This window comes from Streptomyces sp. NPDC030222 (assembly GCF_055573115.1).
This window is the reverse complement of record NZ_JBVICA010000012.1, coordinates 115,048-139,604: the sequence shown is the minus strand read 5'-3', so window position 1 is coordinate 139,604 and position 24,557 is coordinate 115,048. Positions and strand designations below refer to the sequence as shown.

Here is a 24,557-nt window from a genome sequence, read left to right as displayed (position 1 = left end):
TGGAGGCGGGCGCGGTCAGGAGGCCCGCGCCACGGGTGCCGCTCCACCCGGATCCGAGCGGTCTGTGCACGCTACGAAGCGCCGTCCGCGACCCCCTCGTGGCCACCGGGCACGGACGGCCGGGCCGGGGTGGCGAGCCGGATGACGAGGCCGACCGGGTCGGCCCGGAAGGCGGACCGGCCATGAGCGACGCGGCGGTCGCGTTCGGGGCCCGGCGTGGCCAGACGGTCGACGGCGGCGAGCAGTTCGGGCAGGCCGGGTGCGTACTCGGAGAGGCCGGCCGCCGCCATCTCGTGGACGCCTGCCGTGCCGTGCCCGGCGATGGGCCGGTGGCCGACGACCGGGAGGCCGGCGGCGAGCGCCTGGACCGCGGTCTGGCCGGCGGCGTTGTCCACGAGGACGCGTGCAGCCGCCATGAGTGCCGGTATGTCGTCCACCCAGCCGAGGGCCACTGCACCGGGTATCCGCCCCGCGCGGCGGCGGAGTCCCTCGTCGCCGCCGCAGAGCAGTACGGGCGGACAGCCGTGCCCGGCGAGGGCCTGCGCGGTGGCGAGGAGCTCGCTGCCGACTCCCCATGCCCCGGCGGACAGCAGTACGGGCGGCCGGTCCGGGTCCGCCCAGGCGAGTGCGGCGGGCGGGTCGTGCCGCCGTGCGGCCGCCGCGTGGAAACGGGGAGCGACGACGGGACCGGTCACCACGGTCTCGCGGCCGGTCACGGCGCGGACCGCGCGTGCGGCCGATTCGGTGACGCACAGGTACAGGTCGTTCCCCGGATGCGTCCAGCCTCGGTGCACGGCGAAGTCCGTGACGAAGACGGCGGCGGGGACGCCGAGCGTCCCGCGGTACCGCATCCGCCCGGTGACCTGCGCGGCGAGATGGAAGACCGACACGACCGCGTCCGGCCGCCACCGGTCGACCAGTTCCCGCAGGGGCGGCTCGGCGAGGACGGCGAGCGGCGAGGTGTCGGGGCGCCGTGCCGTGCCCGTCCGGGTGCCCGGTTCGGGGAACGGTGTGCCCGGTTCGGGGAACGGTGTCCGGGCGGGTGCCAGGAACACCGCGTAGATCCCGTCGTAGAGCCACGGCGCCCGGCGTACGGTGAACCGGTAGAAGCCGCGCAGGGCCGGCCCCGTCCCGGGTGGCAGCAGCGTGAGCACGTCCCGTACCAGGACGTCGTGGCCCGCGCCGCGCATCCGGCGGGCCAGCTCGCCGGCGACCGCGTCATGACCGGCGCCCATGCTCGCGCTGAGCACCAGGAATCGACGCCCCATGGACCTCATTGTTCACATTCCGGCCGGGTGGGCGCGATTCCGGCCGGGTGGGCGCACGGGCGGAGGTCCGCGCGCCGACGAAGGACCGAGGCGTGCACGGTGGCGCCCCGAAGCCCGCGGAGCGCGGACGGCGACCGCGTGGCAGGCCCGGGGCTGCCGGAGCGGCCCGGCTACGGCAGTCCGGGCGCCACGGCCCTCCCGCGGCGCCCGGACCTGGGAGGTTCGGACTGTTCGGGTGCATCAGGAGGCCGTGCGCCCGCGCCCGGGAGCCGAACCGCCGGAAAAACGGCAGGCTGGAAGGGTCCGATGCCGAACGCCGGAGGATCTGTCATGGCCGTCACGTCCCGCCGTTCCAGCGGATCGGATCCGGCCCGGCCACGGGTCGCACTGATCACCGGGGCCTCCTCCGGGATCGGGGAGGCGGTCGCCGAGCGGTTCGCGGCCGAGGGCGGCTGGCGGCTGCTGCTGGCCGGACGAAACGAGGAACGGCTGGAGTGGGTGGTCAAACGCACCGGCGGGACCGCGCTGGCCGAGGACCTCGGGGACCGGGCCGGGGTGGAACGGCTGGCCGGGCGTGCGTTGGCCGACTCCGGACGGGTGGACGTACTGGTGGCGGCGGCGGGCGAGGGCTGGGCGGGACCGTTCGTCGACATGCCCGCCGAGACCGTCGACCGGCTGCTTTCCGTCAATCTGTCGGCCGTGGTGCACCTCGTCCGGCTGGTCCTGCCGGGGATGGTGTCGCGCGGAGTCGGCAGGGTGGTGCTCATCGGTTCGATGGCGGGGGCGGTGGGCGTGCGCAACGAGGCGGTGTACTCCGCGACCAAGAGCGCCCTGTCGGCGTTCGCGGACGGTCTCCGCTACGAACTCGCCGGAACGCGGGTGAGGGTCTCCGTCATCCTCCCGGGCGCGGTCGACACACCGTTCTTCGGCCACCGCGGTGCTCCGTACCACCGTGCGCATCCGCGTCCGGTGCCTGCGCGCCGGGTCGCGGACGCCGTGTGGCGGGCCGTCGCCGGAGGCCGGGAGGAAGTGTTCGTGCCGGGCTGGCTGGGGATGCCGGCGCGGGTGCACGGCGCGCTCCCCGGCGTGTTCCGGGCCCTCGCGAAGCGCCTCGGCTGAGGCTCGGCCGGCGGCCGGACGGCTCATGGACCGGACGGCTCATGGAAAGGGGTGCGCGGGACGATGACGGCGCTCTCGGTCTGCCTGGCGCTGCTGGCCGCGCTGAGCAACGCCGGAGCGTCCGTGCTGCAGCGCCGGGCCGCCGCCCAGGCAAAGCCCACCGCCTCGGGCGGCCGGTGGTCGTGGATGGCCGGACTGCTGCGGCGCCCCATATGGCTGTGGGGCGCGGCGGTCCTGGCGCTCTCGGGCCTCCTCCAGGCGGCGGCGCTGGCGACCGGACCGCTCTCGGTGGTCCAGCCGGTCATGACCACCGAGCTGCTGTTCACGCTGGTGGTGGGCGGCCTGGTGTTCCGGCACCGGCCGGACGCGCGGACCTGGTGGGCCTTCGCGGCGATGGCGGCCGGGCTGGCGGTGTTCCTGGGCATGGCCGAGCCGTCGGGCGGGGACGACACGGTCCCGGAGGGACGATGGCTGTGGACGGCCGTCGCGGTGGCGGGTCTGGTCGTCGTGCTGGTCGCCGTGTCGCCGCGGCTCTCGTCGGCGCCGCGCGCCGCGGTCCTCGGTACGGCGACGGCGGCGGGCTTCGCGTGCACGGCCGCGCTGATGAAGGACGCGCTCGGCCGGCTGCCGGGCGGACTCGTCGCGGTGTTCTCGACCTGGCAGCTGTACGCGGTCGCGGTCGTCGGACTGGGGAGCTTCCTCCTGCTCCAGGTGACGCTCCGGGCGGGCACCCTGGCCGCGTCGCAGCCCGCGCTGACGCTCGGCGACGCCCTGATCAGTGTGGCGCTGGGGGTCGCGCTGTTCAACGAGCAGATCACGCTCGGGCCGCGGGTGGTGGTCGAGGTGGCGGCCCTCGGGGTCCTGGTCGCCGGTTGCATCCCGCTGGCGAGTTCTCCGCTGGTCACGGGTCGTGGGGGTGAGGGGACGTGGTGAGCCGGACATGGTGAGACCCGTCAGTGCCCCCTCGGTCCGCGCGGCGCTTCTCGTGGCGGCGCCGCTCGTCGCGGCCGGGTGCCACATCGGGCCCGCCGTCACCTGGCTGCCCGGCGTCCGGCGAATGTGGGCGCCGGGGCTGGACGGGCGGGGCGACCCGGGGCGTGTGGCGCTGACGTTCGACGACGGACCCGATCCCAGGAGCACCCCGCTGTTCCTGGAGGCCCTGGAGCAGCTCTCGGTACGGGCCACGTTCTTCCTCCTGGGGAGCCGGCTGGAACGTTTTCCGGAACTGGGCCGGCGGATGGCCGACGAGGGGCACGAGCTGGCCGTCCACGGCTGGTGCCACGACCGGCCGTGGTGGCCGCGGCCGGTCCGGGACGGGCACGAGATCGCGCGGACGGCGGACCTGGTGGCGACGGTCTCCGGGAGCCGCCCGCTGTACTACCGGCCCCCGTACGGGATCCTCACCGGGGGCCGCTGGGCGGCCGCCCGGCGGGCGGGCCTGCGGCCCGTGCTGTGGGGCGCGTGGGGGCGGGACTGGACGGCGGAGGCGACCGCGGACAGCGTGCTCGCCGAGGTCTCCCGGACGCTGCGAGGAGGCACGACCGTGCTGCTGCACGACTCCGACGTGACGAGCGCACCGGAGTCCTGGCGGTCGGCGCTGGGCGCGCTCCCCGGCGTCGTCGACCGCTGCCGGAGACGTGGGCTGACGGTCGGCACGCTCGGGGACCACGGCCTGCCGGCCGGCCGCGCGTGACCGCGGCGCACCGGCAGGTACGCCGCTCGGCCGGGCGTCCCCGCCCCGGGCACGGCTCGGCAGCCGGCCGGCAAGCAGGTGGGTCACCGGGGTCCTCCTGGTGCACGGTGACGTACGCGCGCCGTCACCTCGGCACGATGGACCGGAGGTCGGAAGGATGCACCGGACACGATCTTGACAACTTTACATGGACATGCAGAATGCGAGATGCGCCATCACTGCCCGGCGTTCCTCCACACCCTGCCGACGGTGCAGGCGGCCCACCCCCACCCCGCGCGTATTCCCGATTCCCGAGAGCCCGCTCACACCGGCGAGCCCTGAAGTGCTTTCCCCGTTAATTCGGTGTGTCCGCGCCCGACGAAGCGGTCAACTCCCGGTAACCCACTGATGGTTGACCCTTGAGTAACTTGGCGCTAGCTTTTCACAGCGCTCATCGATCGAGCCTGAATTCTCGTACCGTGCATCCGCGCCACCGCACGTCCTTCTCGACTTCTCGTTGACTGAAATTTCCCTCCGGGCAACACCCCGCCTATTCGGAGAATTATGACGTCAGCAGAGCACACCGCGGACCTGGTCATCGGAATAACCCCGTTCGGTGAGCCGGACGCCAGGCTTGCCACGGCGGTCGGCCGTGCCGGGGGGCTGGGCGTACTCGATCTCGGAACCGGTGACCGCAGGAGCAGGGAGGCACTGGCGCAGCTGCGCCGGTGGGTCCCCGGACGGTACGGCGTCCGTGTCGGCGCCGGCTGCCGGCTGGGGCCGGACTCCCTCGGTACGGCGCCGGAGGGCGGCCCGCACACCATTGTCCTGGCACCACACGCGGCCTGGCGCATCGCCGACCTTCCGGGCGGGTGCCGTGTCCTCGTCGAGGTCACCGGTCCGGACGAGGCCCGCGAGGCGGCCCGGGCGGGTGCGCACGGCCTCGTCGCGCGAGGCAGCGAGTGCGGGGGGCGGATCGGCGACCTGAGCAGTTTCGTCCTGCTCCAGCACCTGCTCGCCGAGAACGAACCGGACGGCCTGCCCGTCTGGGTCTGTGGCGGCATCGCGCCCGGCACCGCGGCCGCCGCGGTGGTCGGCGGGGCGGCCGGGGTCGTCCTCGACACCCAGCTGGCGCTGCTCGCCGAAGCCGAACCGCCCGACCGGGCGGCCGGGGCACTGCGGTCCATGGACGGATCGGAGACGACCGTGGTGGCGGGCCACCGTGTGCTGCGCCGCCGCGGCCCGCAGCGGTCGGCGGACCGTACCGGAGAGGGCCCGTCCGGCGGGACCGTCGCCGGGGGCGCCGCCGACGCGCTCGGGCACGCCCTGCCCGTGGGCCAGGACGGCTTTCTCGCCGCCCGGTTCGCCGCACGCTGGGGCACCGTCGGCCGAGCCGTACGCGCCGTGACGGACGCCGTGCACGACGCCGTACGCGAGGACGTGGCCGGGCGGGCGCTGCGCCCCGGTTCCCGGATGAGCCGCGCGCTCGGGACCCGGCTTCCGGTGGCGCAGGGGCCCATGACCCGGGTCAGCGACGGGGCGGCCTTCGCCTCCGCGGTCGCAGGCGACGGCGCCCTGCCGTTCATCGCCCTGGCTCTCGCGGGCCGCGAACAGGCCCGGACCCTCCTCGCGGACGCCCGCTCGGCGTTGGGCGAACGCCCCTGGGGAGTCGGCGTGCTCGGCTTCGCACCGGAGGAGACGAGGGTCGCCCAGCTGGACGCGGTACGCGAGTTCCGTCCCACCCACGCGATCATCGCGGGCGGGCGCCCCTCCCAGGCGCGTGCCCTCGAGGAGTGCGGCATCAGGACGTTCCTGCATGTGCCGTCCCCCGGGCTGCTCCGCCAGTACCTCGAATCGGGCGCCCGCCGCTTCGTCTTCGAAGGAGCCGAATGCGGCGGCCATGTCGGCCCCCGCAACAGCTTCCCGCTGTGGGAGGCCCAACTCGACGTCCTGGCGACGTTCCTGGACACCGCCGACCGGGACGCGGCGGAAAACACCGAGGTGTTCCTCGCGGGCGGGATCCACGACGAACGGTCCTCCGCCATGGCCGCCACGATCGCCTCCCCCCTCGTCGCGCGGGGATGCGCCGTCGGCGTCCTGATGGGCACCGCCTACCTCTTCACCGAGGAGGCGGTGAGCCACGGCGCCGTGCAGCCGCTCTTCCAGCGCCAGGTGCTGGCCGCGGACCGCACCACGCTGCTGGAGACCGCGCCGGGCCACGCCACCCGGTGTGTGCCCAGCCCGTTCAGTGACGGATTCCGCGACGTCGAGGCACGGCTGCGGGCCGACGGGATACCGGACCGCGAGATGTGGGAACGGCTGGAGCGGCTCAACGTCGGACGGCTGCGGATCGCCAGCAAGGGGGTCGAACGGACCTCCGACGGCCGGCTCACCCGCGTCGACGAGCAACGCCAGCTCGCGGAGGGCATGTTCATGGCCGGGCAGGTGGCGGTCCTCCGCTCCGGCACCACCAGCGTCGCGGCCCTCCACGCGGCGGCCACCGACGGAGCCGCGCGATTCCTCGACAAGCGTTCGGCGGCACTCCGCGAGCGTCTCGGTCCCCCGCCCGTGGGGCATTCCGCATCGGACCGGGCCGAGGCGCCACCGCCCCTGGACGTGGCGGTCGTCGGTATGGCCTGCATGTTCCCCGGGGCCACCGACCTGGCGGCCTTCTGGGCGAACGTACTCGACGGCCATGACGCGGTCGGCGAGGTCCCGCCGGAACGCTGGGACCCCGCCGTGCACTACTCCCCCGACCCCGGGAACGCCGGCACGACCACGTCCAAGTGGGGCGGGTTCCTGCAGCCCGTCCCCTTCGATCCCCTGCGGTACGGCATCCCGCCCGCCTCGCTCGGCAGCATCGAGCCCGTGCAGCTCCTGGCCCTGGAGGCGGCCCGGCGGGCGCTCGACGACGCCGGCTACGGCGAGTCCGGCCGTGGCTTCGACCGCAACCGCACCGGCGTGATCTTCGGCGCGGAATCCGGCAGCGACCTCTCCAACGCCGCCACCCTGCGCGCCGTCCTGCCCTCGTACTACGGCCGCGTCCCCGAGGGCCTGGACGAGCAACTGCCCAGACTCACCGAGGACTCGTTCCCCGGCCTGCTGGCCAACGTCGTCTCCGGGCGGATCGCGAACCGGCTGGACCTGCGGGGTGCCAACTACACCGTGGACGCGGCGTGCGCCTCCTCCCTGGCGGCCGTCGACGTGGCCTGCAAGGAGCTCCTCACCGGCAGCAGCGACCTGGTGCTGTGCGGTGGCGCCGACCTGCACAACGGCATCAACGACTATGTGCTGTTCTCCTCGGTCCACGCGCTGTCCCCCACCGGCCGTTCCCGGACGTTCGACCGTGCGGCGGACGGGATCGCGCTCGGCGAGGGCGTGGCCTGCCTGGTGCTGAAGCGGCTGGCCGACGCCGAACGGGACGGCGACCGGATCTACTGCGTCATCAAGGGCGTGGGCAGTTCCAGCGACGGACGCTCGCTGGGGCTCACCGCTCCACGCCCCGAGGGGCAGCGGGCAGCGCTCGAACGGGCCTACCGCAACGCCCGCGTCTCCCCCGCCGACGTCGGGCTGGTCGAGGCCCACGGCACAGGCACGGTGGTCGGCGACCGCACCGAACTCGGCGTGCTCACCGAGGTGTTCCGCAAGGCCGGTGCGAATGCAGGGAGTTGTGCGCTGGGCTCGGTCAAGTCCCAGATAGGACATACCAAGTGTGCCGCCGGACTGGCGGGAATGATCAAGGCGGCGATGGCCCTCCACACGGGCGCCGTCCCCCCGACCCTGCATCTGGAACAGCCGCACCCCGACTGGAACGAGAACGAGAGTCCGTTCCGTTTCCACGACCGGGCGCAGCCCTGGACGGCGCCGCCCGAGCGGCGGATCGCCGGCGTCAGCGCGTTCGGGTTCGGCGGCACCAACTTCCATGTGGTGCTGGGCGCCCACACCGGTGACGTACCGCCGGCACACGGGCGTGCGGCCTGGCCCGCCGAACTGTTCACCTTCCGCGGCACCGACGACGACGCCCGGCGCGCCGCCCACGCGCTGCTGGAGCTCGCCTCCGCCGGCCAAGCGGCCACCGCACCCCGGCGGCTGCGCGATCTCGCTGCGACCGCGTCACGGCGCAGCGACGCGAGCCGCGGGCCGGTCCGCATCGCGATCGTCGCCACCGACGTCGCCGGACTTTGCGCACGGCTGCGCCGGGCCGTCGACGGGCAGCACGACCCGGCCGGCGGCATCCACCTGGCGGACCCGGCGAACGGCGAGCCGCCGGGAAAGGTCGCCTTCCTCTTCCCGGGGCAGGGCAGCCAGCGGCCCGGCATGTTCGCCGAACTCCTCACGGCCTTCCCGGAATCCGGGCGGCTCCTGCAGGAGGACGCCGCGGTCTCCGGCGCGCTCTATCCGCCGGCCTCCTTCGACGAAGCCGCCCGGGAGCGCCGACGGGCCGCGATCACCGACACCCGGATCGCCCAGCCCGCGCTGGGGATCGTCGGTCTGGCCGCCCACGACCTCCTCGCCCGCGCGGGAGTACGCCCCGACATGGCGGCGGGCCACAGCTACGGTGAACTCGTCGCGCTCTGCGCTGCCGACGCGATCGGCCCGGAGACGCTGCTGGAACTGAGCCGCGAGCGTGCCTCGGCCATCCTCGCCTCGGCCGGCCGTGACCCGGGTGCGATGGCAGCGGTGTCGGGGAGCGCCGAGGAGGTCCGGCGCGTGCTGGACGCCGCCGGACTGTCGGACCCCGGACAGCCCGGCCCACGGGTCGTCGTCGCCAACCTCAACGCGCCCCGGCAGACGGTCGTCTCGGGCGAGACCGACGGCGTCGGCACCGCCGTTCGGCTGCTGCGGGCCGCGGGCCACGGGGCCAAGCGGCTCCCGGTCGCCTGCGCGTTCCACAGTCACGTCGTGGCGGACGCCGGTCGCCGCTTCACCGGGGCGCTGGCCGGGCGGGAGGTCCGGGCACCGGAGTTCCCGGTGTGGGCGAACCGCACGGCCCGCCCCTACGAGAGCCGGCCGGACGCGGTCCGCGAGGAACTGGCGGCGCAGATCGGCGCACCGGTCCGGTTCGTGGAACAGATCGAGGCGATGTACGAGGCCGGGGCCCGGATCTTCGTGGAGGCCGGGCCCGGCCGGGTGCTCAGCCGGCTGGTGGACGACATCCTCGGCGACCGGCCGCACCGCACCGTCCCGTGCGAGCCCCGGCCCGACAGCGGGCTGGGCGGGTTCCTGGAGGCCCTGGCCGGACTGGCGGTCGCCGGTCTCCCGGTCCGCACCGGCTGGATGTTCCGTGGGCGCGACGCCGTGGACGTCGAGGCCGAGGCCGCCGCCCGCCCGGCCCGCCGGCCCGGATGGACGGTCGACGGGCACCTGGTGCGCACCGCGTCCGGTGAGCCGCTGCCCGGTGGTCTCGCCCCGGCCCGACGAGTCGTGGAGGCGACTGTGACGACGAATCACCCCGGTGCCCCGGCGGCCGACGGTCCCGACGCGCTGATCACGGAGTTCCTCCGGACCAGCAGGGACATGCTGGCCGCCCAGCGCGATGTGCTGCTCGCCTACTTGGGGGCCGTACCCGGTGAGCACGCTCCGGCGCAGCTCCGTCCCCCGCCACCGGTGCCGGGACCCCGGTGGGAGGTGTCCGGGCCCGAGGAGTTCATGCCTGTGGCGTCCGGGCCCGGGGTGTCGTGGCCCGCTGTGGAGGCCGCTCCGCCCGGGGTGCCGGACGTCCTCGCGGCGTCGGCCGCAGCGCCCCCGGTGCAGCCTGCCGCGGCGCAGCCGCTCACCGAGGAGGACGTGCTGCGGTCGGTGGTCGCGATCATCAGCGAACGGACCGGCTACCCGGCCGATCTGGTGGAACCGGATCTCGACCTCGAAGCGGACCTGAGCATCGACTCCATCAAACGAGCCGAGATCGCGGGCGAGTTGGCGAAGCGGCTCGGGCTCGTCGCAACCGCCGGCGCGGACGCGATGGACGACGCCGAACTGGAAGAACTGACGAAGGCGCGCACGGCCGCGACGGTCGCCGCATGGCTGGCCTCCCGGCTGACGGCCGGGGGTGCCGAGCACCCCGCCGGGCACCCGGACCACGGCGGTGCCGCCGCGTCGTTCGCTCCGGGCACGGAGGCGTCCGATCCGGCGACGGACGCACCGGCGGCCGCCCTCTCGGAAAAGGCCGGGCTCGCGGAAGAGGCCGCCCTCTCGGAAAAGGCCGGGCTCGCCTGGGAGTACGGGGCCGCCGAGCCGACGGCGCCGTCGACCGGTCATGCCTCGGTCCCCGGCCAGGCCGCCGCGACCGCGCCCCTAGGCGTAGGTGTCGGTGCGGTGGCCGCCGCGGACGGCGAGGGCGGGACCCTCGCCGTGGACCGTCCGTCCGCCGAGTCCGGCCCGCAGTCCACGCCCCCGAAGGTCGCGGCCCCCAAGCGGTTACGGCTCGGCCGCGTGCCCCTGGCGCAGACGACCGTCGACGCCGCGGCACTGTCCGGGAAACGGTTCCTGCTCCTCGGAGACGGTACCGGCGAACTGAGCGGCACCGCCCGGAGCCTCGCGGCCACGCTGTCCGGGCACGGAGCCACCGCCGTCCTGCGGGACGCGCACCATCTGCTCGGCGAACAGGACGGTCCGGTGGACGGCGTGCTGTTCCTCGATCCCCTCGACGCCGTCGGCCCGCCGGTGCTGCCGGACGCCTTCCCCGTCATCAGGGCCGCCCTGCGGTGCGGCCCCCGCACCCTGGTCGCGGCGCGGCCGGTGCACGGTGACCGTCCGCACGCCGTCCGGACGGCCGGCCTGCACGGCCTCTTCCGCACCATCGCCCGCGAATACCCGGACACCGTCGCGAAGGTCGTCGACCTGGACACGGCCGCCCCGGCAGGGACCGGGGCCCCCTCGCCCCACTCCGTCGTGACCGCCCTGGTCGAGGAGCTGACGGCGGCCGACGCCGCGCCGGTCGTGCTGCGCTCCGGTCCCGGCCGCTTCGGGATCGGTCTGCTCGACGCGCCCTTCGGTGCCCTCGCCTCGGCCGGCGCGGGCCCCGCGGACGACGGGGCGGCGGAGGCGTCGGCCATCGGCCTGGACCGGGACGCGGTCGTCCTCCTGGTCGGCGGCGCCCGCGGCATCACGGCACAGTGCGCCGCGGCATTCGCCACGGCGTCCCGCTGCCGGATCGAACTGCTGGGCCGTACCCCCGCGCCCCAGGGTCCCGAGGACCCGGTGACCGCAGCGGCCGCCGACAGGGCCGCGCTGCGGGCCGTACTCGCCACGCGCGGCCGGGACCGCTCCCCCGCCGCGATCGACCGGGCCGCCGGGACCGTCCTCGGCCGGCGGGAGATCGCTGCCGGCATCGCCCGGCTCCAGGCCGCGGGAAGCCGGGTCCGGTATCGGAGCGTCGACTGCCGTGAACCCGCCGCGGTGCTCCAGGCAATCAAGGAGATCCATGCCGAACACGGGCGTCTGGACGGTGTGGTGTACGCGGCGGGCGTCATCGAGGACCGGCTGATCGAGGACAAGGCGCCGGAATCCTTCCGCAACGTCTACGGCACCAAGGTGTCCGGTGCCGCGTCCCTGCTCGCGGCCCTGGAGCAACTGCCCGACACACCTTCGTTCGTGGTGCTGTTCGGCAGTATCGCCGCGGTGCTCGGCAACCGCGGCCAGGGCGACTACGCCGCCGCCAACGACGCCCTGCAGAGCCTCGGCGCCGAGTGGGGCGCCCGTACCGGAACCCGCACGCTCACCGTGCACTGGGGGCCATGGGCGCCCGACGGCGTCCACACCGGCATGGTCGGGCCTGAACTGGCCCGCGAGTACGCGCGGCGGGGCGTCGCGCTGATCGACCCGGAGGAGGGCACCCGGGCCCTGCTCCGGGAGCTCGCCTGGGGGGACCCGGCGGGCACGGCCGTGGTCCACACCGCGTCGGGCTGGTGACGCATGGCCAGGAATGAGGCGGCGGACCCGAAGGGCGGGGAGGGGCCGCGGACGCCGCCCGTCGCGATCGTCGGCATGGCGGTACTGCTGCCCGGCGCGCCCGATCTGGCGACGTACTGGCACAACCTCGTGCACGGCGTGGACGCCATCGGCGACGTGCCCGAAGGCCGGTGGGACGCCGACTACTTCCATCCCGGCGACGCCACCGCCGCAACGCCCGCCGCCGACCACGTCTACTGCCGGCGGGGCGGGTTCGTGGACGAGGCGGCGGAGGTCGAGGTCACCCGGTTCGGGATCATGCCGAGCTCGGTGTCCGGCACGGAACCCGACCAGCTGATCGCCCTCCATGTGGCCGCCTCCGCGATCGCCGACGCGGGCGGGGACGAGCGGCTGCCCGACCGCCACCGGGTGGGCGTGGTGCTGGGCCGCGGCGGCTACCTGACACCGGGGCTCGTACGACTGGACCAACGCGTACGTACCGCAGGTCAGTTGGTCCGGACGCTGGGCGAGCTCCTGCCGGGCCTGGACCCCGCGATGCTCACCCGCGTGCGGCAGGCGTTCACCGAACGGCTCGGCCCGGACCGCCCGGAGGCCGCGATCGGCCTGGTGCCCAATCTGGCGGCGTCGAGGATCGCCAACCGGCTCGACCTGCGCGGACCCGCGTACACCGTGGACGCGGCCTGCGCGTCGTCGCTGATGGCCGTGGACCAGGCGGTCGGCGAACTCGCCTCGGGGCGCTGCGACCTCATGCTGGCCGGAGGGGTCCACCACTGCCACGACATCACCCTCTGGAGCGTCTTCTCGCAGTTGCGCGCGCTGTCCCCGAGCCAGCGCATCCGTCCGTTCCACCGCGGCGCCGACGGTCTCCTGGTCGGCGAGGGCACCGGGGTGGTGGTGCTCAAACGCCTGGCGGACGCGGAACGGGACGGGGACCGGATCTACGCCGTGGTCCGCGGCACCGGGGTGAGCAGCGACGGCCGCACGGCCGGACTGGTCAACCCCGACTCCGGCGGGCAGACACGGGCCGTGCGTCTCGCCTGGCAGGCAGCGGGCCTCGATCCGGCTCGGGCGGGATCGATCGGCCTGCTGGAAGCGCACGGCACCGCCACACCGACCGGCGACATCGCCGAACTGGCCACGCTTGCCGAGGTGTTCGGCCCGCCCACGACGGAGGCCGACCGGCCGGTGGTCGGCTCGGTCAAGTCGATGATCGGACACGCGATGCCCGCCGCAGGGGTCGCCGGCCTCGTCAAGGCCGCGCTCGCCGTCCATCACGGAGTCCTGCTGCCCACCCTGCACTGCGACGACCCGCATCCGGCCCTGGGCGCCACCCGGTTCCGCACCGTCGCGACGGCCGAGCCGTGGGAGACGGACGCGATGCAGCCGGTGCGCCGCGCCGGCATCAACGCGTTCGGCTTCGGCGGGATCAACGCGCATGTGGTCCTGGAGGAGCCGCCCACCCGAACGGCGACCGTGGTCGGCACGAGGGTCACGGGGGTTGCTCGAACGGCGGGCCCGGAGCCCGCGGAAGCGACGAGCCAGGTTGCCTTCCCGCCGACGGGCACGACCGCCGGCCTCTCCACCGGCACGACGAGCACAGGCCACGCCGACGCGAGGACCCCGGCACCAGCCGGTGTGGCCCCCACCCGCACGACGAGTCCGAACCCGGCCCACACAGCAGGCCCCGCCCCCCTCCACACGACGGGCCCGACCGCCGCCCACCCGGCGGCGGCAGTAGCCCCGGCACGGTCCGCCGCACCGGGCCGAACCCCTCCGGCCGAAGGGCCCTCGCCGGTAACGGCGCGGCCGTCCGCGTCGGCATCCGTCACCGCTTCCGCTCCGGCCGGGGAAGGCGAGCGTCTGTTGCTGCTGGCCGCCGACACCCCCAACGGTCTCGGGCGTCTGCTGGACGCCGGGGACGCGGCGGTGCTCGCCTGCGGTCTCGACCCCGGACTGCCGCACCCCGGTGCCGGACGGTGCCGCCTCGGCCTGGTCGGTCCGACTCCGGAACGGCTCGCGCTCGCCCGCCGGATCGTCGGCAGGTGCCGCGTCTGGCACGGGCGCAACGACGTGTGGTTCAGCCCCGAAACCCTGCTCGGAGGTGGCCGGCCGGGCCGGATCGCCTTCCTCTTCCCCGGGCTGGAAGGCGACTTCGAGCCGCGCGTCGACGACGTGGCCGACCACTTCGGTCTGCCACGGCCTTCCGTCTCCCGCAGCGGGGAAACCGCGGACGGCGGGTCCGGCGGTATCGGCCGGCACGGGCTCGGCGTCGTCGCCGTCGGCAGGCTGCTCGACACGGCACTGCGCCGCATGGGCGTCGAACCGGCCGCCGTGGCCGGGCACAGCATCGGGGAGTGGACGGCGATGGCGGCGGCCGGGCTCTACGCCGAGGACGCAGTCGACGACTTCATGGCCTCGCTCGATCCCGACTCGGTGACCGTCCCCGATCTCGCCTTCGCGGCCGTGGGTGCCTCGGCGGAACGGGTCCTGGCAGTGCTCGCGGCACGTCCCGACCGGACGGTGGTGCTCTCCCACGACAACGCCCCGAGCCAGTCGATGGTGTGCGGACCCCACCACGCGGTCGAGGACGTGGTCCGCGCCTTCCGCGCGCAGCGCGTGCTGGCCCGCGTACTGCCGTTCCGGTCCGGCTTCCACACGCCCATGCTGGCGCCGGGTCTGGGCCCGATCAAGGCTGCTGCGGATCGTTTCCGCCTGCATCCGCCCACCGTGCCCGTCTGGTCGGGCACCACCGCGGCGCCGTTCCCCTCCGACGAGGCTGCCGTACGCACGCTGTTCGTCCGTCACCTGCTGGAACCGGTCCGGTTCCGACAGCTGACCGAGGCCATGCACGCGGCCGGCCACCGCGCCTTCGTCCAGGTGGGTCCGGGGCAGCTCGGCTCACTGGTCGGCGACACGCTCGCCGGCCGCCCGCACCTGGTGGTGCCGGCCAATTCGCCGCACCGGACCGGGCTCGCCCAACTGCGTCGGGTGGCGGTCGCGTTGTGGACCGAGGGCGCCCCTGTGGTTCCGGGCGGCCCGGACCGCCCACGAGTGTCCGGCACGCCCGCGCGGCGGAGCGTCCCCGCTCCCGTGCGGCTCGATCTCAGTGCTTCGCTGGTCTCCCTGGACGCCGCAGTCCTCGCGGAGCTGCGGGCCGGTCTCACCACGGCCGGTCCGGCCACCGCCGGCCGGAGCGCCGCGGCCATGCCCGCCGACGCGGTCCCGGACGTTCGCCCGACCGGCGCCGTCCAGCCGCTCCGCGCCGTTGCGGACGGAATCGCCACGGGCCGTGCCGCCTCACCGGGGCACGTCCCGCCGCAACCGGCCGGTGCCGCGGCAGCGCACCACCCCTCCACTCCGGTGCCCGCGGACGTCGCCACGGACGTCGATGTGCCACCTGGGCCGGACGTGGCGGCGGGCCGTTTCCCGCTGGTCGCCGAACTGACGGCGCTGATAAGGGAAACGGCGGCGACGGCCGTGGAACTGATCGCCGCGGCCGGTCCCGCGCCTACGCCCCGCCCCTCGGCGCCCGTCCCTCCCGAAGCCTCCGCGCGGCACGGTGGGACCTCCGCGGCGTACTCCCCGGCCGCACACCCGCACCGGCACCCGCACACCGCCGCCCCGCCGTCGCCGCCCCACCCGCTCGGGCCCACCCGCGGAGGCACGCCCGCCACCCCGGTGCCGCACCGCACGCCGGAGCCCACCCCGCCCGTCGGGCGCCGCGCACAGATCCCCGCCGAAGGCGCGGGCACCGCCCCGGGCACCCCCGTCCCGACGCCGCCACGTGCCACCGCCCGGCCCCGGCAACCCATGACGCCCGGCCGCGGATCGGGGCCGTCCACACCAGCCGCGCCCCCGGCCCGGTCCACCGGAGCCGGCACCCCGCAACAACCGACCGTGCTCCCCTCCCCGCCGAGGGGCGGACCGGCCGTCCCCCCGGTGTCGCCCCGCGCCGCAACTCCCCCGGCGGGCACCCACCCCACGGCTGCCCCCGACGGCACCGGACCGTGGCAGGAGGTCGTCCGGGTCGGCCTGGACACCATGCCCTATCTCCTCGACCACTGCTTCTACCCGCAGCGGCCCGACTGGCCCGACGTCGCTGACCGGTGGCCGGTGGTGCCGGCCACGACGATCGTGCACCACATCATGGAAGCGGCCGAGCGGGCCGCGCCCGGACTGCGGGCCGTCGCGGTGCACGACGCCAGGTTCGACGAGTGGCTGACCGCCGCCGAGCCCGTGGACGTGCCGGTCACGGCCGTTCCCGCCGGGCCCGGGCGGCTCGCCGTCTCGTTCGGTCCGCGTGCCCGTGCGGTCGTCCAACTCGCCCAGCAGTACGCCGCTCCCGCGCCACCCAGGGTGCCCGAAGGGCCCGTGGAGGAGCGGCCGCCCGCCCACACCGCCGTTCAGGTCTACGCCGAGCGCTGGATGTTCCACGGTCCCGCGTTCCGTGGCATGGCCGAACTGAGGGGTATCGGCGAGCGGCACGTCCGGGCGCTGCTGACCGTACCCTCCGCCCCTGGGGCGCTGCTCGACAACGTCGGCCAGGTCCTCGGTTACTGGATCATGGCGACGCACACGGAGCGGACCGTGGTGTTCCCCGTGCAGATACGGAGCATGCGCTTCTTCGGTCCGGCTCCCGGCCCGGGAACACCCGTGGAGTGCACGGTGCGCATCGTGTCGCTCTCCGACACCGTCCTCGAAGCGGACGCCGAGCTGAGCGTCGGCGGCACCGTGTGGGCGGAACTGACGGGGTGGCAGGACCGGCGTTTCGACAACGACCCGCAGACCCGGCCGGTGGAACGTTTCCCCGACCGCAACACCCTGTCCGTGGCACAGCCCGGCGGCTGGTCACTGGTCCACGAGCGCTGGCCGGACCTCGCCTCCCGCGAACTGATCATGCGGAACCAGCTCGGCGGCGCGGAGCGCGAGGCGTACCGGGCCCACCCGCCCCGTGGCCGTCGGCAGTGGCTGCTCGGCCGGATCGCGGTGAAGGACGCCGTGCGGCGCTGGCTGTGGGAGCAGGGCAAAGGGCCGGTCTTCCCGGCGGAGCTGCGGGTGTGCAACGACGACAGCGGACGCCCCCGCGTCATCGGGGTCAACGGCCGGGCCCTGCCGCCGCTCGACGTGTCGTTGGCCCACCGCGCCGAGGCGGCCGTGGCGGTCGTCAGGCCCCGTGCACACGGCACCGGTGCGGGGGAGCCCGGTCCGGGTATCGACATCGAGGAAGTCGCCGAGCCGGCCGAGACGACCCTGACGACGGCGTTCGGCAGCGGGGAACGCGATCTGCTGGAGGCCTGTACGGCAGCCTTCCCCGGGTCCCGGGCACTGTGGTTCACCCGCTTCTGGGCGGCCAAGGAGGCAGCAGCCAAGGCCGAGGGGACGGGATTCGGCGGCCGCCCACGAGACTTCGCCGTGGTGGAGGCGGACGCGGAACGGCTCGTGGTCGAGGTGCGCACCCGCGCCGGCACCCCGGCAGGAACCACGGCAGGCACCCCGGTCCGGCGTCATCGGGTGCGGTGCGCCCGGGTGTCCGGTCCGCCCGGCCTGCCGGCCCGCGACTACGTCGTGGCATGGACGACCCGGCCGGGCCCGGCCGGGCTCCGGGACGACCCTCACGAGGAGGACGGGACGTGACCCCCACGCGACCGACCGGCCCTTCACCCGCGGACGAGGCCTCGGTGCTCGCCGAGATCGGCGTCATGATCGAGCAGGTGCTGGAGGACTACGGACTCGACGACACCCCGATCCGTATGGACACCCGTTTCGGCAGGGACCTGGAGTTCGAGAGCATCGACCTGGTCACTCTGGCGGGCCACTTGGAGGAACGGTACGGACACACCATGAACTTCGCGGAGTTCGTCGCCTCCATGGAACTGGAGGAGATCATCGAACTCACCGTCGGCCGGCTCGTCGAGCACGTGGTGCACTGCCTCAAGAGCACAGGGCTGGGCTGACCGGTGGCCGTCGTCGACACCGGTGACATCCGGCTGCACGTGCAGCGGCTCGGCCCGCCCCGGTCCCGCGGGGCCGCCGCGACGGCCGTACTGCTGCACGGGCTGCTCACCGACAGTCTGGCCAGCTATTACTTCACCGTGGCACCGGCGTTCGCGGCGGCCGGTCTGGACGTGGTGATGTACGACCACCGGGGTCACGGGCGCAGCACCCGGCCGGTGACCGGCTACGCCCTGGAGGCGTTTGTCGACGACCTGGTGGCGCTGCTGGACCGCCTGGAACTTCCCGGTCCTGTCCACCTGGTGGGCAACTCCTTCGGGGGAACGGTCGCCTTCGCGCTGGCCGAGCACAGTCCGGAGCGGGTGGCGAGCATCACGATGATCGAGTCCGAGCCGGCCACGGAGGCCTGGGCGGAGAAACTGACCGGACTGCTGGGCCGGGTGAGGCACGAGATGCTGGCGAACGAGTCCGGTGCCCTCGACTGGATCACCGCCCACCGCGGCTCGCACACCGCACGGCTCGCAAAGGCCGCCGGACGGCTGGTGCGCGAGACGACCATTGCCGGGGACGTCCCGTCCGGCCCCGTCCTCACCGAGGACCGGATCGGCTCGGTGCGCTGCCCGGTGCTGGCCCTCTACGGAGCGGACTCCGACCTGGCGGAGCAGGCGCCGTGGCTCGCCTCCCTGCTTCCGGTCTGCCGGACCGTACGGATCCCGGGACACGAGCACTCGGTGCTGGTCGAGGCGCCCGACCGGGTGGGCCGGCTGATCCTCGACTGGATCCTGGAACACGCGCCTGCGCACGCGTACGAGCGGGATTCCGGACCTGAGCACGACCATGTGTCCGAGCGGGATCGCGAGCCTGAGCACGACCACGGGCCCGAGCCGGGTGCCGGACAGCGGCACCCCAGCGGTGGCCCCGGCACATCCGGCCCCAGCACTCGTGGCCCCGGCACGCCCGACCCCGGCACACGTGGCCCCGGCACACCCGCCCCCGTCGCACCCGGGCCCGGTCGTCCACTGGTTCCGGTGGGAGAGGCGGACACCCGGTGAGTTCCTTCCTGTTCGTGGTCCCGCCGCTCGTCGGGCACATCAATCCGCTGGTGGGCGTGGCCGCCGAGCTGGCGTCACGAGGCCACCAGGTGGCGTGGGCGGGGCTGCCCGAGGCCGTCCGCCGCCTCGTCGGGTCCGGGGCCACGGTCTTTCCCTGCCGGGCCGCTCCGGCCGGTGAGCCGGAGCCCGTACGCCCTCCGGAGATCCGCGGTCCGGAGGCGCTGCGTTTCCTCTGGGAGCGTTTCCTGGTGCCGCTCGCCGAGGCGATGGCCGAAGGGGTGCGGGACGCCGTGACCGCGTTCCGCCCCGATGTGGTGGTGGCCGACCAGCAGGCCCTCGCCGGTGGGCTGGTGGCGGAACGGCTCGGTGTGCGCTGGGCGACGTCGGCGACCACGTCCGCCGAGTTCGCCGACGTCCTCTCGGCGATGCCCCGGGTCGCCGCCTGGAACGAGGCGCTCCTGTGCGAGCTGCGCCGGCGGATCGGCGATCCGGAGGGCACCGCGGATCCCCGTTTCTCCCCCCGGCTCGTGCTGGCGTTCACCACGACCGAGCTGGCGGGGCGGCCGTCGAGGGGGGGCGACCGGATCCGCTGGGTCGGGCCGTCGCTCTCCGCACGACCGGCCCTCGGCTCCTTCCCGCGGGAGTGGCTCGATGCCGGGCGGGCCACCGTCCTGGTCACCCTGGGCACGGCGAACGCCGATGTCGGGGCGCGCTTCCTCACGGAGTGCGCCGCGGCGCTGCGGGCGCGGGCGGACCGGCTGCAGGCCGTCGTGGTGGACCCGCTGGGCGTGCTCGGCGGCGGGGCGGACGACGGGGATCTGCTGGCGCTGCCCGTCGTCCCCCAGCTCGCGCTGCTGGAGCACACCGCCGCGGTCGTCTGCCACGCCGGGCACAACACGGTGTGCGAGGCGCTCTGGCACGGCGTTCCGATGGTGGTCGCGCCCATCCGCGACGACCAGCCGGTGGTCGCCGGACAGGTGGCCGACGCGGGCGCGGGCGTGCGGGTCCGCTTCGGGCGGGCCACGGCTCCCCGCATCGGGGCCGCGGTCGACACCATCCTGGACGAACCGCGGTACCGGGCCGCGGCCCACGGGATCCGGGATGCGTTCCGGGCGGCGGGGGGAGCCGGAGCGGCCGCGACCCACCTGGAACTGCTGGCCATCGAGGAGAAGGAGGACGACGACGGATGACCGAACCCCTGCCTCTCACCCCTGCCACGACGACGCGTGCGGAACGGGTGGCCGCGCTGCGCCCGGCCTACCGGTCCGAACTCGCCGCGGGCACCGAGGGCTTCTTCGAACCCCGTAGGACCGCCTGTCCGTGGTGCGGATCCCCCCGCCTCACCCGGCGTCTGAACACCACCGACCTCCTCCAGCACAAACCGGGCAGGTTCCGGGTCGACGAGTGCCGGGACTGCGGGCACCTCTTCCAGAACCCGCGGCTGAACGCCCGTGGGCTCGACTTCTACTACCGCGACTTCTACGACGGGCTGGGCGAGGATCGCCTCGCGGATCTCTTCGCCGGACGCACCGCCTCGTACCGCCGCCGCGCCGAGTCCCTGCTGCCCTACGCGGACGACGTCAAGAGCTGGCTCGACGTGGGGACCGGCCACGGCCACTTCTGCGAGGTGGCGCAGACCGTCCACCCGGACGTCGTCTTCGACGGACTCGACCAGTCGGAGGGCGTCGAACTGGCCGAACGTGCCGGCCGGGTGGACCGCGGCCACCGTGGCAGCCTCACCGCGGTCGCATCCCGCATGACCGCGGACTACGACGTGGTGAGCATGTTCCACTACCTGGAGCACTGCCCCGACCCGGGGCACGAGCTGCTCGCCGCGCGGACGGTGCTCCGCCGCGGCGGCCGTCTCGTGATCGAGGTGCCGGACCCCGCGAGCCGCTACGCCCGGCTGCTGGGCCGCTGGTGGCTGCCCTGGCTCCAGCCGCAGCACCTGCACCTCATGCCGGTGGACAATCTGCGGAATCGGCTCACGGAGCTCGGTTTCACGGTGCTCGCCGAGGAGCACCGGCAGGCCCACGACCCGTCGGACCTGCTGGCCGCGACCTGGCTCGCCCTGGACTCCGTGGCCCCTCGCGAGGACGCCCCCTGGCTGGCCGCCCGTCCCGGCGCCGCCCGGCGCGCGCTGCGTACGTCGGTCCTCCTCGCCGGCGTCCCGGCCCTCCTCCTCGCCGTGCTCGCGGACCGTGCGGTGATGGCGCCGCTCGCCGAGCGCCTCGGCCTGTGCAACGCGTACCGGCTGGTGGCGCGCCTCGACTGACGGCGTGGCACCGGGCGGCCGGCCCGGGACGGAGGCGTTCCGTCCCGCCGCCCCGATCCAGGGCCGGCGTACCGGTGCCGTACCGGTGTCAACCTCGCACGACCCGCTTCTGTACCGATTCGAGCGGACCGTGCGGGAACCGGCGCAGCCACAGCCGGGACGCCGTGATCAGCAGGACGCAGACCGTGGCCCACAGCCCCATCACCCACCAGGGTCCGCTGTCCCGGAAGCGTTCGGAGAGTCCGAGTCCGATGCCGTAGGCGGCCAGCATGCACAGCACGTTCTGGGCGACGTAGCAGGACAACGCGGTGCGGCCGACCGAGCTCAGGCCGGAGGTGAGGAGGCCAGGGAAGCGCAGACGGTCCGTCAGCACGCCGATGAGGCCGATGTATCCGAGGGCGACCACGGGGGCGGCGCCGTAGCGGGCCAGCAGGAAGAAGTCCTGTCCCCCGAGCGACGCCACCGCGCTCAGGGGGAGCCCGAGGCCCAGGCCCCACACCAGCATCCGGTTCCTGATGCGGCGCCCCGTGGCGTCGGAGGCGAACGCCCCGGCCCGGTGGAGCCGTACGCCGAGCAGGAACAGGAACACCAGCAGGGCGAAGCAGAGAACGGGCTCCAGCCGCATCGCCAGTGCGTTCTGGAGGCGGAAGGCGATCTGGTCGAAGTAGCCGCCGTGCGCGTACAGCTCGACCGCGGGACCGCTCTGCGAGGCCGCGCCATCGGACCCGTCGCCGGAACCCGTGGTGGCGAGGGCGACCGTGAGCAGTGTCATGACGGCGAGGTGCAGGGCGAGGGCGGACCACATCACGGTGTTCCGGAACCTGCGGGAGCGGGTGAGGATCCACGCCACGAGCAGGGCGGTGACGGCGTACCCCATCAGCACGTCCCACGCGAAGACGAGGACGAAGTGCAGCGTGCCCTCGGCGAAGAGGAAAAGGGCACGCCACCGGTAGGGACCGGGCCACGGCCGGCCGCGCCGCTCGGCGGAGTCGAACTGGATGGCAAGTCCCACGCCGAACAGCACGGTCAGCAGGGCGAGGAACTTGCCATCGGCGAGGAACCGGAAGAGGGCCTCGGCGGCGACCGGCGCGGACGGCTCCGACAGCAGGGTGCTGAGTGTCGCCGCGGACGCGCTGCCGTCCAGCACTCCCCATTCGGCTCCGGGCCCGGTGAAGACCCATACGTTCGTCATGAGGGTGCCGAGGATGGCGGTTCCGCGCAGCACGTCGAGCAACGGCAGCCGGCCCCCGCCCGTTCCCGCGCCGCCCGTCCGAACGGCTCGGCCGGCCATTCCGGGTGAGGGACCGTCGGGTGCCTGGATGAATGGTCGTACGGTGTGCGTCATCGGTTTCCCCGTCGGTCGTCTGTACTTCCATCGTCATGGCGCCAGGGGCCTCCGACCTCGTGACAGGTGATGAATCCCCGCTACACCCTTCGATGTAGCGAAGACGCCTCCCGCTCGTCGCCGACCGGCCCTCCGTCGACCGCTCCTCCGCCGTACGCCCCTCCGCCCTACACCCCTCCGCTGCGCGCATCGCACGCACACCCCACGAATGCACCCCGCGTATACACCGCATGTATACACCGAATGTATAGTCCGAGGTGATCTCCGACCCCACGGCGAAGGCGAGCACTGCCATGCCCAGGAAAAGGCTCATGTCCCTTTCCCGCGTCGCGACCGCGGCGCTGTCCGTGACGACCTCACTGACCCTGCTGCTGAGCGGCTGCTCCTCGAACACGACGACACCGGAGGACGCCAGGGCCGTCCCGGGCCCGCAGGCGTCCCGGACCCCCGGGCCGGTCGACTGCCGCGAAGTCCGGTGCATCGCGCTGACCTTCGACGCCGGCCCCGGCAAGGACACGCCTCGGCTGCTGGACGTCCTCAAGCGGAAGAAGGTCCCGGCCACGTTCTTCCTGCTCGGCCGACGGCACATCGACCGCCACCCCGACGTGGTGCGCCGCATCGCCGCGGAGGGCCACGAAGTGGCCAACCACACCTGGACGCATCCGCTGCTCACCGAGGTCGGGCCCGGGCGGGTGCGCGAGGAGCTCTCGCGGACCCAGGAGGAGATACGGCGGCTGACCGGACGGACACCGACGCTCATGCGTCCGCCGCAGGGCCGTACCGACGAGACCGTCGCCCGGATCAGCAGGGAGCTGGGCCTCGCCCAGGTGCTGTGGAGCGTCACCGCGAAGGACTACGCCACCACGGACACCGACCTGATCAGGGAACGGGTCCTGGCCGACGCGGACCGCGACGGCATCATCCTGCTGCACGACATCTACGACGGGACGGTGCCGGCGGTCCCCGGGATCATCGACGAACTGACCCGGCGCGGATTCACCTTCGTCACCGTTCCCCAGCTACTCGCGCCGGGTGTACCGGAGCCGGGGAAGGTGTACCGTCCGTGACCCTTCGGGTAGTCGACCACATATGCCCACCCAGCGTTTCGGTGTCGGGAAACACAAGCACCGGTTCCAGCGCCTGCACAACAGGATCCTCGCGTCCCCGGTCGGGCTGGGCTGGAGCCGCGGCCGGGAAATGGAACTGATGCACCGCGCCATGGCCTTCGCCGCGCTCGGGTTCGTCACCCTGGTACCGCTGCTGATCGTCGTCGCGGCAGCCGATCCGGCCAGCGGCGAGGGGTTCGCGCGCTGGCTGAGCCAGGGGCTCGGCGTCGCGGAGACCTCGCAGGAGGAGATCGAGCAGCTGTTCGGCGTCCCCGGGCAGGCGCTGCGCCGGACCACCGCCTTCGGTCTCGCCGCGCTCGTCGTGTTCGGTCTGACCTTCGGCTCGGCCGTCCAGACCGGATACGAGAAGGTGTGGGACCTGCCCACCGCCCGCTGGCACACCATGTGGCGCCACGCGGTGTGGCTGGGGGTGCTCATCTTCGCCCTGCTGCTCTTCGTCAACACACCGGTGTCCTCCGCGTCCTCATGGGGAGTGGTCGGTGGCGCGACGGCCGACTTCATCGGCACCACGCTGTTCTTCTGGTGGTCGCAGCGGATCCTGCTGTGCGGGCGGATCCGCTGGCGGGCGCTGCTGCCCGGGGCGATCGTGACCGCGGTGTGCCTGCTCGGCCTGCGGGTCTTCTCCCAGCTGGTGTTCTCCCCGCTGATCGCCTCCAACTCGGTGACATACGGACCGATCGGCAGCGTGCTGGTGATCCAGTCGTGGCTGGTGGGTGTGGGCGTGGTGGTGTACCTCGGCGCGCTCGTCGGGCGGCTGGTCCACGAGGAACTGGTGCACCGGCGGCTGCGGCGCGACACCGGAACTCTCTGAGCCCGGTGCGTTCCCCCCTGGGGTT

The 24,557-nt window shown here is 74.2% G+C and carries 13 protein-coding genes; 11 read left to right on the top strand and 2 right to left on the bottom strand.

Annotated elements, in window-relative coordinates:
• Positions 1 to 71 precede the first annotated feature (71 nt).
• Positions 72 to 1,268 carry an MGDG synthase family glycosyltransferase gene (locus ACZ4Z5_RS19120; protein ID WP_468264126.1) on the bottom strand — a complete coding sequence of 399 codons (1,197 nt, stop codon included), beginning with the start codon at positions 1,266 to 1,268 and terminating at the stop codon, positions 72 to 74.
• A 330-nt stretch (positions 1,269 to 1,598) separates the two neighbouring features.
• Between ACZ4Z5_RS19120 and ACZ4Z5_RS19115 the strand changes: the two genes are divergently transcribed.
• The 9 genes from ACZ4Z5_RS19115 (at position 1,599) to ACZ4Z5_RS19075 (ending at position 21,249) form a co-directional block, all read left to right on the top strand.
• A complete protein-coding gene (locus ACZ4Z5_RS19115; RefSeq protein WP_468264123.1) occupies positions 1,599 to 2,387 on the top strand; it encodes an SDR family NAD(P)-dependent oxidoreductase in 789 nt (262 codons plus the stop codon).
• 63 nt (positions 2,388 to 2,450) lie between these two features.
• Complete coding sequence (locus ACZ4Z5_RS19110) at positions 2,451 to 3,320, top strand: DMT family transporter (protein ID WP_468264120.1); 870 nt, start codon at positions 2,451 to 2,453, stop codon at positions 3,318 to 3,320.
• A gap of 7 nt (positions 3,321 to 3,327) precedes the next feature.
• Positions 3,328 to 4,080, top strand: a complete 753-nt coding sequence (locus ACZ4Z5_RS19105) for a polysaccharide deacetylase family protein (protein ID WP_468264117.1) — start codon at positions 3,328 to 3,330, stop codon at positions 4,078 to 4,080.
• A 543-nt stretch (positions 4,081 to 4,623) separates the two neighbouring features.
• Entirely contained in the window at positions 4,624 to 11,970 is a 7,347-nt protein-coding gene (locus ACZ4Z5_RS19100) for an SDR family NAD(P)-dependent oxidoreductase (protein WP_468264114.1), read from the top strand.
• A 3-nt stretch (positions 11,971 to 11,973) separates the two neighbouring features.
• Positions 11,974 to 17,604: a type I polyketide synthase gene (locus tag ACZ4Z5_RS19095; RefSeq protein ID WP_468264111.1), complete on the top strand. Its 5,631-nt coding sequence runs from the start codon at positions 11,974 to 11,976 to the stop codon at positions 17,602 to 17,604.
• Positions 17,601 to 17,924, top strand: a complete 324-nt coding sequence (locus ACZ4Z5_RS19090; RefSeq protein ID WP_468264108.1) for an acyl carrier protein — start codon at positions 17,601 to 17,603, stop codon at positions 17,922 to 17,924. The genes ACZ4Z5_RS19095 and ACZ4Z5_RS19090 overlap by 4 nt, the downstream gene beginning before the upstream one ends.
• A gap of 3 nt (positions 17,925 to 17,927) precedes the next feature.
• On the top strand, positions 17,928 to 18,974 hold the full coding sequence (locus tag ACZ4Z5_RS19085) for an alpha/beta fold hydrolase (RefSeq protein ID WP_468264105.1): 1,047 nt from the start codon (positions 17,928 to 17,930) through the stop codon (positions 18,972 to 18,974).
• Positions 18,971 to 20,164 carry a glycosyltransferase gene (locus ACZ4Z5_RS19080; protein ID WP_468264102.1) on the top strand — a complete coding sequence of 398 codons (1,194 nt, stop codon included), beginning with the start codon at positions 18,971 to 18,973 and terminating at the stop codon, positions 20,162 to 20,164. The genes ACZ4Z5_RS19085 and ACZ4Z5_RS19080 overlap by 4 nt, the downstream gene beginning before the upstream one ends.
• A complete protein-coding gene (locus tag ACZ4Z5_RS19075) occupies positions 20,161 to 21,249 on the top strand; it encodes a class I SAM-dependent methyltransferase (RefSeq protein WP_468264099.1) in 1,089 nt (362 codons plus the stop codon). Before ACZ4Z5_RS19080 ends, ACZ4Z5_RS19075 begins: the two co-directional genes overlap by 4 nt.
• 88 nt (positions 21,250 to 21,337) lie before the next feature.
• Here the strand turns inward: ACZ4Z5_RS19075 and ACZ4Z5_RS19070 are convergent, their stop codons facing one another.
• On the bottom strand, positions 21,338 to 22,540 hold the full coding sequence (locus ACZ4Z5_RS19070) for a DUF418 domain-containing protein (RefSeq protein ID WP_468264353.1): 1,203 nt from the start codon (positions 22,538 to 22,540) through the stop codon (positions 21,338 to 21,340).
• Between the two features lie 365 nt (positions 22,541 to 22,905).
• Between ACZ4Z5_RS19070 and ACZ4Z5_RS19065 the strand changes: the two genes are divergently transcribed.
• Together ACZ4Z5_RS19065 and ACZ4Z5_RS19060 are read left to right on the top strand one after the other, a co-directional pair.
• Positions 22,906 to 23,661 (top strand): polysaccharide deacetylase family protein, encoded by a 756-nt coding sequence (locus tag ACZ4Z5_RS19065; protein WP_468264096.1) that lies wholly within the window; start codon positions 22,906 to 22,908, stop codon positions 23,659 to 23,661.
• Positions 23,662 to 23,683: 22 nt separating this feature from the next.
• A complete protein-coding gene (locus ACZ4Z5_RS19060; protein ID WP_468264094.1) occupies positions 23,684 to 24,532 on the top strand; it encodes a YhjD/YihY/BrkB family envelope integrity protein in 849 nt (282 codons plus the stop codon).
• Positions 24,533 to 24,557 lie beyond the last annotated feature (25 nt).